The following is a 15,313-nucleotide window of genomic DNA, read 5'->3' on the forward strand; positions in this document are numbered from 1 at the left end:
GCAGCTGCCATAGCTCGAGCCAAAGCGAAAAAAGCCGCTAAAGAGCAAGCACAGAGTGACGAATCATCAGAACAACTTGATAATTCTAGCGATACGGATGATTCAAAACCACAGGTTGATGAACCTGAGTCTAGCGAAGATAAGAAAAAAGCAGCGGTCGCTCGTGCCATTGCAAGAGCTAAAGCGAAAAAGTTACAACAAGAAGGAAACGATAAGTCATGAAACTAACCATGGCGAGTTCGCCGCATAATCATAGCCATAAATCATTAAGCCGATTAATGATGACAGTGATTGCTGCGTGTATTCCAGGCTTAATCGCGCAGGTTTTCTTCTTTGGTAGCGCTGTGTTAATTCAGCTTGTTCTCGCGCTAATTACAGTTAGCGCCTGTGAAGCCGCTGTATTGCTGCTTCGTAAACGCAAAGTTTGGCCAACACTCAGTGATGGTAGTGCGTGGTTAACAGGCGTATTACTGGCGTTGAGTATTCCCCCTTTAGCGCCTTGGTGGATTATCGTAATTGGCTGTATGTTTGCAATTGTTATTGTAAAGCAGCTTTATGGCGGCCTTGGCTTTAATTTATTTAACCCTGCTATGGCAGCTTATGTATTACTACTTGTATCGTTTCCGGTGCAAATGACCAGCTGGTTACCTGTTAGTGATTTACTTGCTTCTCCAATCAGCTTCTCACAACAGCTGTCTGTTATTTTCAATGGCTTTACCAGCGCTGGATTTAGTGTCGATCAGTTACGTGTAGCGATTGATGGCACAACCATGGCAACACCGCTTGATACCGTTAAAACAGATGTCGCCCATCACCTAACGGTGGCTGAGAGTATGAGTAAACCTCTTTTTAATGACTGGTTTGGTCTTGGCTGGGGCTGGGTTAACCTCGGCTTTTTAATCGGGGGGCTTTATTTATTAAAAGCTAAAATCATTAATTGGCATATCCCTGTTAGCTTTTTAGCCTCATTAGCCGTGTGCAGTGGTATTGGTTATATTGCAGCCCCGGGCACAGAACCAGGCGTGGTATTTCACTTATTCAGTGGTGCGACCATGTTAGGGGCATTCTTTATTGCTACCGATCCTGTTTCTGCATCAACCACAAATAGAGGTCGTTTAATTTACGGCGCGTTAATTGGTCTACTTGTTTACTTAATTCGTACTTTCGGTGGTTACCCTGATGCAGTGGCATTTAGTGTATTGCTGTTAAATATGGCGGTGCCTTTAATTGATTACTACACGCAACCACGTACTTACGGCCATGGGGTGAAATAATGATCCTTTCCTCAATGACTAAAAATGGCGCTATTCTTACTGCATTTGCGCTCATTACCACAGGTACTGTAGCCCTAACTCATAGCCTGACCGCTGAGAGAATTGAAGAGCAAGAAAAGCAACAACTTGCAGAGCAGCTGCAACAAGTACTTGATGCCCACCATTACGACAATCAACTTTACAAAGATTGTGTTGTGATCACCGATGAACGCCTTGGCCCACGTCCAGAGCAAATAATCTACCGCGCCTACAAAGATAATAAACCGTATGCTTTAGTGATGCGCCATGTTACCCCAAGTGGTTATAGCGGCGATATCAACTTATTAACAGCGGTTTTTGCTAATGGTGAAATAGCCGGTGTTCGTGTCACTAAGCACGAAGAAACACCGGGCCTTGGCGATAAAGTTGAGGTCAAAAAATCAGACTGGATCACCCTTTTCAAAGGCCAAAATGTACTTTCTGAAGATGACAGCCGCTGGGCAGTTAAAAAAGATGGTGGCCAATTTGATCAATTTACTGGTGCAACCATCACACCGCGTGCGGTTGTCGGCTCGGTTAAACAAGCTGTACTATTTGCACAAGCTGAATTTGATAACTTGTTTGCTGCGCCAAACATCTGTCAAGGAGCCAAGTAATGAGCCAAGTTAAAACCTTATTTAAAGATGGCATGTGGGCCAATAACCCTGCCCTTGTGCAGTTATTAGGCCTATGCCCGCTACTTGCCGTTACTTCTACGATTACCAATGCATTAGGCCTAGGTTTAGCAACGTTATTAGTACTGGTTGGTTCTAACGTCACCGTATCGATTGTGCGTAACTGGGTGCCTAAAGATATTCGTATTCCTGTTTTTGTGATGATCATCGCAGGCTTTGTAACCATCGTGCAGCTAATGATGAATGCCTATACATTTGGTCTTTATCAATCATTGGGGATTTTTATTCCACTGATTGTTACCAATTGCGCCATTATCGGCCGCGCAGAAGCATTCGCCTCTAAAAATACCGTGCCACTTTCAGCCTTTGACGGACTGATGATGGGACTTGGATTTATGTTAGTTTTAGTGGTGCTAGGGGCAATGCGTGAACTTATTGGTCAAGGTACGCTGTTTGATGGTGCTGATTTATTATTAGGGCCATGGGCTGCTGCACTTCGGATTGAAGTATTTAGTTTTGATAACCAATTTTTATTAGCTATCTTACCACCGGGTGCCTTTTTAGGACTTGGTTTACTGATTGCTGCAAAAAATGTCATTGATACACAAATAAAATCTAAGCAAGTTGTTACTCCAGAAGTAGAAAAAGGCCCAAGAGCCCGAGTAACAAGTTTAACTTAAAGGAGAGCACGCACCGTCACTGCGTGCTTTACGCCACCATGAATAAAGAAAAACGCTATGAGATCTTATCTCGTCTACGTGAGCAAAACCCGCACCCAGAAACAGAGCTTGAATACTCAAGCCCGTTTGAGTTATTAGTTGCGGTTACCTTATCAGCACAGGCAACAGATGTGGGTGTTAATAAGGCAACCCGTAAGTTATTCCCTGTTGCTAACACGCCTCAAGCGATTCTTGATTTAGGCCTTGAAGGCCTTCGCGATTACATCAAGACCATTGGTTTGTTTAATTCTAAAGCCAACAATGTCTATAAAATGTGTGAGATTCTGGTCAATAAACATAACTCAGAAGTACCAGAGAATCGTGAAGCACTCGAAGCATTACCCGGTGTTGGCAGAAAGACCGCGAATGTTGTTTTAAACTGTGCCTTTGGCTGGCCAACCATTGCTGTAGACACGCATATTTTCCGCGTTTCTAACCGCACTAAGTTTGCCATGGGTAAAGATGTAGTTGCTGTAGAACAAAAATTAGAAAAAGTGGTACCTAAAGAATTTAAGGTCGATGTACACCACTGGTTAATTCTGCATGGTCGCTATGTGTGCACGGCTCGTAAACCTAAGTGCGGCAGCTGTATTATCGAAGATTTGTGTGAATTTAAAGAGAAGACAGAGTAATTAAGTATTATTGCTGACCTGCATTAGCTTGTTAGATGTAGTTGAACCTTCATTTGTTGATGCAGAATTCTCACAATGAAAATATCGTTGGCTCTTTTTTTAAAAAAGATGTAGTGCTTTCTAAATATATACCGAGAATATCCTGGCTTGATATCGCTAACATCTTGAGCAAGGCTCGGCTCAGTAGACAAAGCCATTAGCGTTTCATGAATTCCAATTAAATAGTTTTCTGCTTGAGAAACACCGAATTCAATTTCGGTGTACTGAAAAATACGCTCCAAGTCATACTGAGCTTTATTAGAGAGAATATATTTAGCCATTCGCTTTAAGTTTTGTTTTTGGATTTGGATATAATATCTAAAACCGTTAACTCACTCTCACCACTTAGCTCACCCTCTACTAATGCCATTCTAATAGCATCTTTTTCACTCTGATTATGGCGGATCAAATCGCGGATATAATCACTTGCATTTGAGAATCGACCTGACTCAACTTGGGCATCAATCCATGAGCGCATTTCATCTGGAATAGAGATATTTAAAGTTGCCATAGTTAATTCCTGTATATTTACAGTCTTTGATTATGGCAGATATTGGCAAACATTGGCAACAAATATGGTCGATATGCACCAATGGTTAATCCTTGATAGACACTATATGTGTAACGTTCTTAACCTTTTCTATCACACCCTTTGCGCATTGTGCCAAACACAGGGTTTGGCACAATGTTCCTAGTCATTATCGTGGGTTTTGGCTCACCTGCTTTTTAATAAACTCTCGCGTATCATTTAACAGCGCCACTCTTGCTGGTTCGTGAACATACATCATGTGACCGCCATGATAATAATGATAGTCAATTTTATCAGCGTATATACCGTGTCTATTTAAGGTGTATTCAGCATCAAAAAATGGCGTGACAATATCGTAATACCCTGAGGCAACCATCACTTTCATGTGTGGATTACTGCGAAGCACGTAAGATAAATCCGGCGCAGTATTGACGTAAGTTGGCTCCCAGCCTTGTCCATCAGGCGCTGTGCGCCAGCGCCAGTTATCTGATAACTCAGGGTCACCTGGGTTTAAGTATTTTCTTTTCCACTGTACGTTTAAATCTGTACGCATGTATTTCATCAGCGCCGCTTTATATGCCGGCCCTATCACTTTTGACGCATCTTGCTTAGGAGCCGCAGTTAAATCGTCTCTTTCATCAAGCTTATAACGTCCATCAAGAAAGCCTACTGCGACACCCTCATCACGCAATAACTCTTTAGCGAATCTAAAGGCGTTAATGCGTAAATCAACCTGCTCAATATATTGTTTGCTTAGCCCTGTATAACGGTGCAGGCCGTCAACAATTCGCGTTCTGTCAGCTTTACTAAGGGCATTACCCTTAAATAATGCTGGTAGTAATTCATCAACTGCAAATTGTCGGCTCGCATCTATAAACGCTTCAAAATTTCCTGATGTGTCTACTTTTTTATGATACCAAGCAGTTGCAGCAAGTGTGGGGATGTAAGTGATATAAGAAATGATGTTGTCATCAACATAAGGGCTTGAACCTTGATAGTCTAAAGCCTGTGACACAAAAATAATGCCATTTACATTAATCAGGTGTTTATCCATAAGCACTTTAGAAACCGCAGCAGCTCGAGTTGTTCCATAGCTCTCTCCCAATAAAAATACGGGTGCATTCCAGCGATTTTCTTTTGTTAGCCACTGGGCAATAAAATCAGCGATAGATGATGCATCTTCTTTCAAGCCCCAAAATGCTTTGCTCTCAGTGTCACCTAAAGCGCGCGAGTAACCTGTACCAACAGGGTCCACAAACACCATATCAGTCACATCAAGTATCGTCTCAGGCGCATCTTTTAATTCGTAAGGAGCCAATCCAGGAGCCGTTGCATCGCTTGGTACCACGACTCGTTTCGGACCATAAGCGCCCATATGTAACCAATTAGACGATGAGCCCGGGCCACCATTCCAGATAAATGTGACGGGTCTGTTCTTGTTGTCATCTGCGGCTAGGTAATCAAACGAAAAGATAGCAGCTTTAGGCTCTTCGTTTTTGTTTAACAAATAAGTTTCACCGGCTACAGCTTTGTATTTCAGCTTTGTACCATTAAAAGTGCCTTTATGCTGGGTCACAAATTTAGTGGCTTCGGGTATCGACTTTTTATTGTTTGAATCTGAGACTTCATCTGCATTAACTGCGTTAGTACAAAACGCAAACAATGTAGAGATGACTACAGTTTTGAAATTGGCAACATACGCCATGTTTTATTCTCCCTAGCATGTTTATCTTTATTTTTATCTGTATCTGGCTTGAGTGGTTTTATCGCTGAGTGCTCAATTAACCTTTTACTTAAGCATTACTTTTACAGTAAGAACATGTAATTTCAACTATCTGCGATTAACACGAAAAAAGTAAAATCAGTTTCGGAACAAAAAATATCAGCGTAATCATTTCACAAGCTTCCATCCTTTCGTTATGCTGTTGAGTAATGTGAAATTTTTTATATGAGTTGCTATGTTACCTTTACTTCGTATCTTGTTAATTGAACAAGATCCTGCCACCTTAAAAGAGCTTTCAACGAACCTAGAAAAAACAATCCCTAATTTTGAGCGAAGTGATGTTGATATCGACATTATTGAGTGCATAGAGCTCAAGCAGGCGTTGAAATATGTAGAGGAAGATGGCGATATTCAAGCTGTGGTACTTAGTTGGGATGTACTGAACAATGGCGAGCGCACCTATAGCCGTTTTATCGAGCAATTAAAAGGCATACGCCTAGAACTGCCTGTTTATGTTATTGGTGACGATACGAAAGGCTTGGAGATAGTTAACGAGTCAGAAGAAATTGAATCTTTCTTCTTTAAAGATGAGGTCATTTCAGACCCAGAAGCAATCTTGGGCTATATGATCAATGACTTTGATGATCGTTCAGAAACGCCATTTTGGACCGCCTACCGTCGTTATGTGGGTGAATCGAACGATTCATGGCACACACCTGGTCACAGTGGCGGTGCTAGCTTTAGAAATTCTCCGTATATTAAAGACTTTTATCAGTTTTATGGCCGTAACGTGTTTGTTGGCGACTTGTCGGTTTCTGTCGACTCGCTTGGCTCATTATCAGACAGCACCAACACTATAGGCCGCTCTCAAGAATCAGCGGCGGCGACATTTGAAGTAAAACATACTTACTTTGTTACCAATGGGTCATCCACTTCAAATAAAATTATTTTGCAAACTTTACTGCGTAAAGGCGATAAGGTGATCATCGACCGAAACTGTCATAAATCAGTACATTACGGCATTTTGCAATCGGCTAGTTTACCTATTTATTTATCGAGTATTTTAAATCCTAAATATGGTATCTTCGCGCCCCCTTCATTGGCTGATATCAAGCAAGCGATTGAGCAAAATAGCGATGCTAAATTACTGGTTTTAACCGGCTGTACCTACGATGGCCTGCTTAGCGATTTAAAACAAGTGGTTGAATTTGCACATCAACACGGTATTAAAGTGTTTATCGACGAAGCTTGGTTTGCTTACTCGCTTTTCCATCCAAGTTTACGCCACTACTCAGCGATAAATGCTGGCGCAGACTATGTTACCCATTCGGCACATAAAGTAGTTTCAGCGTTCTCTCAGGCGTCTTATATTCATGTTAACGACCCTGATTTCGATGCCGATTTCTTCCGTGAGATCTACAGTATTTACGCCAGTACCTCGCCAAAATATCAGCTCATTGCCTCGCTGGATGTATGCCAAAAGCAATTAGAAATGGAAGGTTATAAATTACTAAATGCCCTGCTGAATCACGTTGCTGAGTTTAAGCAGCAAATGGCGTCACTGAAACATATTAAAGTGCTCGACAAACAAGATTTCATGGATATATTCCCACATTTTAGTGGCGATAACATGGGTCACGACCCGCTGAAGATCCTTATCGATATTAGTGAGTTACCGTATTCATTAAAGGATATTCATAAATTCCTATTAGATGAAATTGGCCTTGAAATCGAAAAGTATACGCACAGCACCATTTTAGTTTTACTGACTCTTGGCGGTACACGATCAAAGATCATTCGTCTCTACAATGCGCTGAAGAAACTTGATAGCGGTAAAGTAAAACTTGCCACTTCAATGAGACGCACACGCTTACCAGAGAATCTACCTGCTATAGACTTAGCCTGTATTCCTAGTGATGCATTTTATGGCGAACGTGAATCTGTGCCAATTAGCAAAAGTAACAACCGAATTTGTGCCGGATTAGTTACGCCTTATCCTCCTGGTATCCCTCTATTAGTGCCGGGGCAACATATCACTAATGAGCATATCGAATATCTTAAAGAGTTGGCGGGACAAGGTCTGACAATTCAAGGGAGCTTTGATGGCGAAATTTATGTACTTAAAGGTAAAGTGAAAAGCTAAGCTTTCGCTTATACCGCAAAAACCTCATTGTTATGCAGCAATCCCTATTCATTGCTGCATAACTTCACCCTTTTCATATTAAACGCTTTGTCTCAATGCTACTGTGCATGCAATCGAAATAACTTATAATCCATTTTTAATAATTTTAATGCGCAGCGTTGTACCATGCTGCGTTATTGAAATTGTGCGAATTTAAAGACAAGAAAGAGGATGCTTAAAATGCGCTTATTACACACAATGCTTCGCGTTGCTGATTTAGATAAATCAATTGAATTTTATACGCAGGTATTAGGTATGAAAGAGCTGCGCCGTGCAGACAACGAAGAGTACCGCTACACCCTTGCTTTTGTCGGTTATGGTGACGAAAAAGATTCGACCGTGCTTGAGCTTACTTATAACTGGGATACAGACAGCTATGATTTAGGTAATGCATACGGCCATATTGCTATCGAGTTTGATGATATTTATAAAGCCTGCGAAGACATTAAAGCTGCTGGCGGTAATGTGAGTCGTGAGCCGGGTCCTGTTAAAGGCGGCACAACTGAAATTGCATTTGTTAAAGACCCAGATGGTTATGCAATTGAGTTAATTCAGAAAAAAGATAACAACACTTTTTGATTCATACCGGCTATTTCAGCGATTGCTGAGATAGCCATTTTGCGAGTGCTTTTTCAAGTTCAGCAAAATTAATTGGCTTTGCGATATGGTCACTGATACCAATTTTTGCGCTTGTTTCGATGTCGTCTTTCATCGCATTAGCACTGACTGCAATAATCGGCGTATCAAAATCTGGCCTTGCAAGTAAGTTTTCGCTGGCAGTTAATCCATCCATCACCGGCATTTGAATATCCATTAAAATCAGTGCGTAATCTTGTGTCAGGGTTTTCTCACAGGCAATTTGTCCATTTTCTGCCAATTCATAATTTAGACCTAATTGAGTTAAATACTTAGTGATAACAATTTGATTAATTGGGTTATCTTCGGCAATTAATATTGGCTTATCGACGGCTTTAAAATCGTACTGAGTGTCTTCATCTGATTGGTGTACTTTTGCGCTAGCATCCTGTGGGTTTAGTGATTTAAAATTAACATTAATGGTAAACTCGGTACCTTTTCCAAACTCACTGTCGATAGCAATAGTGCCTCCCATCAAATCAATCATCCCCTTACTGATGGCAAGCCCAAGACCGGTCCCTCCATATTCACGAGTGGTGCTACTTTGCGCTTGGACAAAGGGATTAAACAGGGCCGTTATTTTATCTTCAGCGATACCTATGCCTGTATCTTTTACAGATAACACGACGGCTGTCTGGTGTTCATCTCGGCTTTGCAGAGTAAGCGAAAGAATTATCTCTCCTTGATTGGTAAACTTAACGGCGTTAGAGAGCAAGTTAATCAGCACTTGTTTAACACGTATTTCATCACATTCTACATTCAGCGATTGTAATGAGGAGACCTCAAGCCGGCAGCCAACCCCTTTGGCATCACAACTCGGTTTAAATAGTAAGATAAGATCCTTGCAAAGCGCGACTAAATCACATTGTCGCGACTCGAGCTCTATTTTATTGGCCTCTATTTTTGAAAAGTCGAGAATATCGTTAATCACGGTTAATAACACATCACTACAGTTATTAATTTGCCTTACAAACTCAGCTTGCTCTTGTGTTAGCGTGCTTTTATTGAGTAGCTGCAAAAAGCCGACAATACCATTCATCGGAGTGCGTATCTCATGGCTCATATTGGCTAAGAATTGGCTTTTAACTTGCTCAGAGCGCTCAGCGCGAAGTTTTTCTAATTGCAATGAAGTAATTTGTATATCAATGGTATCAGCCATGCTGCTGAGGGAATCTGCAATATCTTTAAACTCTTGATAATGAAAATCGTCGGTATCTTGTTTGTAATTACCTAATGCATATTCTCGGCTAAGAGCAGTAATACGATTTAGTGGGTTATGAAGACGTGCCGTCAACCAACGCACTGAGATAAATGAAATAATAGAGAGTCCTACAATTAACAACCCTGCCAATATAGCCGTTTGCTTTACAGCGCTGGTGTAGGTGGTTTTTGCTTCATTAATTTGGAACTGTAAACTGGTTGGCTTACCTGCAAAAAAAACATTACTGATTGAGGCCTGCCCCATTAATTTGCCGTTATCGCCAGCATCGCCCACGCTATATAAAATGTTATCTTGTGCTGTAATTTGTACCTGCTTACCCGCTTGATAAACCGGTTGCTCATTGTGTATTGCAAGCCACTTTAACGCCTCTGATAAAGGCACAAAGGACACTAACACGCCCGTTTTAATTATTGGCTCACTGAGAGAATCTTGCTCATGTAGCAATGTAGATGTAATTGCCAGTAAAGCATTTTGTTTTGCCTGTAAAGGTGCGAGTAGCTCAGTAACTTGTGGATTATCAATAATTTGAATTGTGTTTTGCTCTATTGATGTTTGAGCGCTGTCGAGAATGCTTTTAGTGAGTTTAAAATTCAAATTTAAAGAAGTGATCGGATACCCTTCAACTATAAACCCATTATTATCAATTACTATCGAAGCTTTTATTTGTGGATTTTGGGCAACAAACTCTTGTAGCTGCACAAGCGCGAACTGTGAGTACACCACTTTATTTGGCAGCTCAGTTATCGCCTTAGTGCTACTTAGTAATTGGCTATTTTTCTCAAGCTTAAATAAGAGTTGTTCAAGACTGGCTGCATTATTTCTAGCTTGCCATTGCAAACTCGTATTTGCTTGGTCAATTGAGCTTAAATAGAAACGCCCTATCATCAAACCAGCAAGGATCAGTAGGGGAATAATGACCAGTAGTAATACACTGATAAATAAGGCGCGGCTAAAGCGTGGACTACTCATTCATCCCCTTCATTGGCAATCGAACGCTCTGCCAACCCTTGCATAAAAAGCCCCGCTTGCTCAGCAGTTAAGGCACCACTGCCATAGCGAATAAATCCTTTATTTAATACTTCCCATACGATGATCATCGATGCGGTTGAAGGCATCGCTTTTGTAAATTGCATCGCTTCAATTAAGGTTGCTAACTCTGTGCCTTGTTGTGATTTTAAACTATTTAACACCTCAGTATTAACGGGGATATCTTGAAGCTTATGCCAAATCATTGTTTGAAATTTTTCTGCTTGAACCAATTTAGCAAATTTGATCAAATTGTCTTTATTAACGCCATTTAAGCCATCATTTGGAAATGCCAACACAAAAGTAGAGTAATAAGGCTGCATATACTCACCATTAAGTTTCGGCAATTGCTGCACAGCTAAATTATCACCAAGCGCCTGCTCATACGTTTTTAACGCCCAAGCACCATCGATGGTGAAGGCAGCTTGCTGCGCTTTAAATGCATTATTTGAGCAAGTGTAATCGCACTGTCTATCAACCAGATTTTGTTTATTTAAATCCCAAACAAATTTGAGAGCCGATTGCATTGCTGGTGTATTAAGCTGAACATGGTTATCTACAATTAGGTCACCATTAAAAGCCGATAAGAACGGGATAAACCAATACATTTCCATAAAACTCCATGTAACGAGTTTCACTTTTTCAGGCAATGATGATTGAATTCGGTATATATCCTGCCAATTTTCTATTGGCTTTTTAACAAACTGCTTATTATAAAAAAGTAACAGGTGATTGCCTTGAATGATGGGTATACCTAAGAGTTTGTTGTTTAGCTTTGCAGTTTCTAAGGTTCGCTGGTCTGTGGTATCAGCTATGAGTGAGTCTGGGATAACGCTGTAGTTGGCATATTTATCAAGCCCTAAATGATCAGCAGGTACAATAACGACGTCTGTAGAGGTGCTGGTACTGGTATTTTGCACTAGCCTGACTTTTAGCGCCTTTTGGTCAACCAATACAGAATTAACCATCAAGCCACTTTGCTCAGCAAGTGTGCTTAACAGCTCATTAAAGTGCTCATGCTTCATGGTATGGGCTAGGTTTATCGTTGCTGCATAGCAATCAAACGTCACTAGTAGCACCGCCACCCAAAATACTCGCCACACGCTTACATCTACTCAAAAAGAATTAAAATTACTCTTTAGTTAAGCACATATGTCTTAAATTGCCTAGCCTAATCAAGGGTTTTCTTAAACCTAAATGCAGCCACAGCCAAGCCCAAAATTGTAAAGGCTAACAGCCAAAGTAAATCACTGCTCATGCTTATTAGATTGATATCTTTTAGCACAATTCCACGTATTAACCTCAGGTAATGCGTTGCGGGTAGGCACTCAGCAAGCCATTGCGCTGCCTTTGGCATGCCTTCATAAGGAAATACAAAACCTGATAATAATATCGAGGGTAACAGAATGAAAATTGTCATTTGCATTGCTTGAAGCTGATTTTTAGCGATGGTTGAAAGCACTAAGCCAAGCACTAAACTGGCACATATAAACGCAAAGGTTGCGACAACCAATGCGACTAAACCACCTCCAAAAGGAATATGAAACAAGAGCTTACCCATACCTAGTATAATAAATAACTGAATAAAACCAATGAAGATATAAGGCACCACTTTACCAATCATTAATTCAAGTGAGCTTAACGGTAAGGTGATTAAGAGCTCCATATTACCTCGCTCTTGCTCTTTAACAATGGCTGCAGAGGTAAACATAATCATCGTCATGGTTAAAATAACAGCAGCTAAACCTGGCACAATATTCACTGCAGAGCGTTGCTCTGGGTTATAAAATAAGGTCGTCTCAAAGGTCGGATACGTTCTATTCGCAGGCTTATCGAGAAGCTCCACAAGCGGCATATTGCGCAGCGATTTTATGCTCGACGCGACCATTGTATCTGAGCCGTCAACTAACCAATGCGCAATTGGCCTGACTAACGACTCATTACTGCCATCAGGCAAACCAAAACCCACTGTTGGGTGCTGGGCAAGTCGGTTTGCCACATCGTGGGGTATAAACAGCACAGCCCGCACTTTCGCGCTCGCGATTGCTGTTTGTGCCTGCTCTATACTGTCGTAATAATCTGTCACTTTAACCACATTTGTCGCCGATACTGTTTGTACTAAAATGCGACTGAGCGCAGTTTGACTATGATCGACCACTGCAACAGGGATATCTTTAACGTTGGTGTTAATAGCGTAACCAAATAGAATCAGTTGGATAAGGGGGATCATCACCACCATCGCAAAGGTCATTCTATCGCGACGTAATTGTAATAATTCTTTGCTTACAATTGCTTTTATGCGGCTTAATGAAGTCATAATACTCATTGTCGGCCCTGCCCTGTGCAGGTGACAAACACGTCTTCAAGGCTTGGACGCACACTATTTACTTGCCACGTATCCTGACAAAATGATTGCTGTTTTATGAACTCAACGGGATCTTGAACATCTTTTTTTACTAATACTCGCAGCTGTGCACCTAGCTGAGTGGCTGAAATAACATGGTCGATTGTTGCGAGCTGTTTTTTTAATTCTCTGGTTTGCGCCCCTGCGATTTCTACAACATGAGCGTGCATGTCTGTCATTAATTGCTTTGGAGAGCCATCCGCGCGTTTAATACCAGATTCTAAAATGGCTAAACGATGACAACGCTCGGCTTCATCCATGTAATGAGTGGTGACTAATATCGTGGTACCGGCATTACTTAAATCAAACAGTGTTTCCCAAAAATCACGGCGATTTTGTGGATCGACTGCCGATGTTGGTTCATCAAGAAATAAAATTTTCGGTTTATTAATCACTGCAGCAGCTAATGCTAAGCGCTGCCGTTGGCCCCCACTCATACTTCCGGCCATTTGATCTACTCTTTGATCAAGACCATAGGTATGGAGCAATTCGTCAATTCTTTGTTGTTTTTGTTGCTTTTTAAACGGGTAAAGCGCCGCCATGAACTTTAGGTTTTCAAGCACGGTCAGGTCACTATAAAGTGAAAACTTTTGTGTCATATAACCAAGTTGCGTTCTGAGCTTTTCAGCATCTTTTGGCAGACTCAAGCCAAGCACATTGATATCACCTGAGGTTGGCTTCAATAGCCCCGTAAGCATACGGATTGCAGTCGTTTTACCACAGCCATTAGGGCCCAAAAAGCCATAAATTTGCCCTTGCTCAACGTCTAGATCAAGGTTATCAATCGCTTTTAAATCGCCAAATTGTTTTACCAAACCTTTGGCATGGATCACCGATTCAGTCATGGCATAATCACTTGAGCAGGTACGCCTGTCGGTAAATTATTTTCACTTGTGGGTAGTGTTACCTCAGCAAGATACATTAATCGAGCACGTTCTTCCTGATTAAGTGCATAAAAAGGCGTGAACGCAGGCTCTGAGGCAATCCAGGTCAGTTCACCCTGTATATCTTTATCTATGCCATCGACACGAACCGTAAGTGTCATGCCCTGATTGAGCTTGGCACGATATGGTTCAGGGATATATACGCGCGCATAAGGTGCGCTGTTTGCTTGAACGATAACGACTGGGCTGCCTTTGGTAACTCGCTCACCTACGTGCCAAGGTAAATTATCGACCCTGCCAGCACGCATCGCTTTAATTGTCAGGTCTGAGAGGTATTTTTGCTGTACTTTTAGTTCTGCTTCTGCCGCCTGAACTTGCGCTTTCGCACTATTAATATCTTCAACGCGAGAACCATTTGTTAATTCATTTAAGTTCTGCTTTGCTGATTCTAAATTAGCGAAAGTCTCATCGCGTGCAGCGGTTGCACTGTCTAAGGTTTCTTGGCTTGCGAGTTTATCTTTAACTAAGGTTTTTGCACGGCGAAAATTAGCTTCGCTTTGCGTATATGCAGCATTGGCTGCTGCTACTTTGGCTGATGCGGCAGCAACTTCTTCGGGGCGAGCACCATTCAAGGTTTTTTCAAGAAATGCAGTGGCTTGAGCTAATTGAGCTTGTGCTTTAGCAACAATCGCTTGTTGTAGTTCGGCATCAAACTTTGCAATCACCTGCCCTTTTTCGACCAACTGGCCTGCTGAAACGGGTAAATCGATCAGTATTTCGTTAGTCGTTGCAGGATGGATCACACGCTCACGCTCAAGCGTTCCTAGCGCTACTCCCTCATTTGAGTCTGAGCAAGCAGTAATGACTAAAGAAATTAGTATGAGTACAACACGTTTAGCTAACATTTTAATTTCCTTATGGTTAGCTGATGAGTTGCTAGATACTATAAAGTATTAAAATGATCTGTAAAAGTGATATATAGGAATTAAAGTTTTAGAAATATATGGAGTCTATATCGTAAAGATATATGGGGAATAAGGAATCTTAAATTGAAAAATCTTAGTTATATTTGAAATGATATTTAAAAGATAGTCTTTCCAATACATTACTTACTTAAAGTAATGTGGCGTCCCCAAGAGATTCGTACTCTTGATAACGTCGTGCATAGATTGCGCGGTGTTCACCGCCCCACTACACATAACCTACTTGAATAAGTGGCGTCCCCAAGGGGATTCGAACCCCTGTTACCGCCGTGAAAGGGCGGTGTCCTAGGCCTCTAGACGATGGGGACACAAAATGTGTCACTAGGACAACTGAATAGTTAGACTCGATTCAGACGAGCTTTTAATAACACAGCACTTAAAGTAAGTGGCGTCCCCAAGAGATTCTC

Annotated in this window: 15 protein-coding genes and 1 tRNA gene; 7 read left to right on the plus strand and 9 right to left on the minus strand. The window is 41.4% G+C overall.

Annotated features, from left to right (window positions below):
* The 5 genes from CWB80_RS22615 to nth form a co-directional block, all read left to right on the plus strand.
* A partial coding sequence (locus tag CWB80_RS22615) for a hypothetical protein (protein ID WP_171041572.1) occupies positions 1-222 on the plus strand: 222 nt, incomplete at its 5' end.
* The gene (gene rsxD / locus CWB80_RS21640) at positions 219-1,274 is read left to right on the plus strand and encodes an electron transport complex subunit RsxD (protein ID WP_119853325.1); all 1,056 of its coding nucleotides are present in this window, start codon (positions 219-221) and stop codon (positions 1,272-1,274) included. The genes CWB80_RS22615 and rsxD, both read left to right, overlap by 4 nt.
* Positions 1,274-1,909, plus strand: coding sequence for an electron transport complex subunit RsxG (rsxG, locus tag CWB80_RS21645; protein WP_105181587.1), 636 nt, complete (start codon positions 1,274-1,276; stop codon positions 1,907-1,909). The genes rsxD and rsxG overlap by 1 nt, the downstream gene beginning before the upstream one ends.
* Complete coding sequence (locus CWB80_RS21650) at positions 1,909-2,607, plus strand: electron transport complex subunit E (RefSeq protein WP_105175132.1); 699 nt, start codon at positions 1,909-1,911, stop codon at positions 2,605-2,607. The genes rsxG and CWB80_RS21650 overlap by 1 nt, the downstream gene beginning before the upstream one ends.
* A gap of 38 nt (positions 2,608-2,645) precedes the next feature.
* The gene (gene nth, locus CWB80_RS21655) at positions 2,646-3,278 is read left to right on the plus strand and encodes an endonuclease III (protein ID WP_054553695.1); all 633 of its coding nucleotides are present in this window, start codon (positions 2,646-2,648) and stop codon (positions 3,276-3,278) included.
* A gap of 23 nt (positions 3,279-3,301) precedes the next feature.
* On the opposite strand, the gene CWB80_RS21660 is transcribed toward nth, so the two are convergent.
* The 3 genes from CWB80_RS21660 to CWB80_RS21670 all read right to left on the minus strand — a co-directional run bounded on the left by CWB80_RS21660 (position 3,302) and on the right by CWB80_RS21670 (position 5,551).
* Complete coding sequence (locus CWB80_RS21660; protein WP_138602595.1) at positions 3,302-3,598, minus strand: type II toxin-antitoxin system RelE/ParE family toxin; 297 nt, start codon at positions 3,596-3,598, stop codon at positions 3,302-3,304.
* Positions 3,599-3,603: 5 nt separating this feature from the next.
* Positions 3,604-3,828, minus strand: coding sequence for a type II toxin-antitoxin system ParD family antitoxin (locus tag CWB80_RS21665; RefSeq protein ID WP_054553697.1), 225 nt, complete (start codon positions 3,826-3,828; stop codon positions 3,604-3,606).
* Between the two features lie 187 nt (positions 3,829-4,015).
* A complete protein-coding gene (locus CWB80_RS21670) occupies positions 4,016-5,551 on the minus strand; it encodes a S10 family peptidase (protein WP_138602593.1) in 1,536 nt (511 codons plus the stop codon).
* Between the two features lie 253 nt (positions 5,552-5,804).
* Between CWB80_RS21670 and CWB80_RS21675 the strand changes: the two genes are divergently transcribed.
* Both CWB80_RS21675 and gloA read left to right on the plus strand, forming a co-directional pair.
* Complete coding sequence (locus tag CWB80_RS21675; protein WP_054553700.1) at positions 5,805-7,712, plus strand: aminotransferase class V-fold PLP-dependent enzyme; 1,908 nt, start codon at positions 5,805-5,807, stop codon at positions 7,710-7,712.
* A 219-nt stretch (positions 7,713-7,931) separates the two neighbouring features.
* Positions 7,932-8,330 carry a lactoylglutathione lyase gene (gene gloA / locus CWB80_RS21680; protein WP_054553771.1) on the plus strand — a complete coding sequence of 133 codons (399 nt, stop codon included), beginning with the start codon at positions 7,932-7,934 and terminating at the stop codon, positions 8,328-8,330.
* A 10-nt stretch (positions 8,331-8,340) separates the two neighbouring features.
* Here gloA and CWB80_RS21685 read toward each other — a convergent pair whose 3' ends face one another.
* The 6 genes from CWB80_RS21685 to CWB80_RS21710 all read right to left on the minus strand — a co-directional run bounded on the left by CWB80_RS21685 (position 8,341) and on the right by CWB80_RS21710 (position 15,214).
* Positions 8,341-10,578, minus strand: coding sequence for a HAMP domain-containing hybrid sensor histidine kinase/response regulator (locus CWB80_RS21685; protein ID WP_138602591.1), 2,238 nt, complete (start codon positions 10,576-10,578; stop codon positions 8,341-8,343).
* Positions 10,575-11,705, minus strand: coding sequence for a sugar ABC transporter substrate-binding protein (locus tag CWB80_RS21690; RefSeq protein ID WP_138602589.1), 1,131 nt, complete (start codon positions 11,703-11,705; stop codon positions 10,575-10,577). Before CWB80_RS21690 ends, CWB80_RS21685 begins: the two co-directional genes overlap by 4 nt.
* Positions 11,706-11,806: 101 nt before the next feature.
* Positions 11,807-12,952, minus strand: coding sequence for an ABC transporter permease (locus CWB80_RS21695; protein ID WP_171041573.1), 1,146 nt, complete (start codon positions 12,950-12,952; stop codon positions 11,807-11,809).
* 5 nt (positions 12,953-12,957) lie between these two features.
* Complete coding sequence (locus CWB80_RS21700; RefSeq protein ID WP_062567026.1) at positions 12,958-13,884, minus strand: ABC transporter ATP-binding protein; 927 nt, start codon at positions 13,882-13,884, stop codon at positions 12,958-12,960.
* On the minus strand, positions 13,881-14,828 hold the full coding sequence (locus CWB80_RS21705; protein WP_054553705.1) for an HlyD family secretion protein: 948 nt from the start codon (positions 14,826-14,828) through the stop codon (positions 13,881-13,883). The genes CWB80_RS21700 and CWB80_RS21705 overlap by 4 nt, the downstream gene beginning before the upstream one ends.
* Positions 14,829-15,138: 310 nt before the next feature.
* Positions 15,139-15,214, minus strand: a tRNA-Glu gene (locus tag CWB80_RS21710).
* Positions 15,215-15,313: the final 99 nt, after the last annotated feature.

It is taken from the genome of Pseudoalteromonas sp. S1650 (assembly GCF_005887195.1).
GTDB lineage: Bacteria > Pseudomonadota > Gammaproteobacteria > Enterobacterales > Alteromonadaceae > Pseudoalteromonas > Pseudoalteromonas simplex.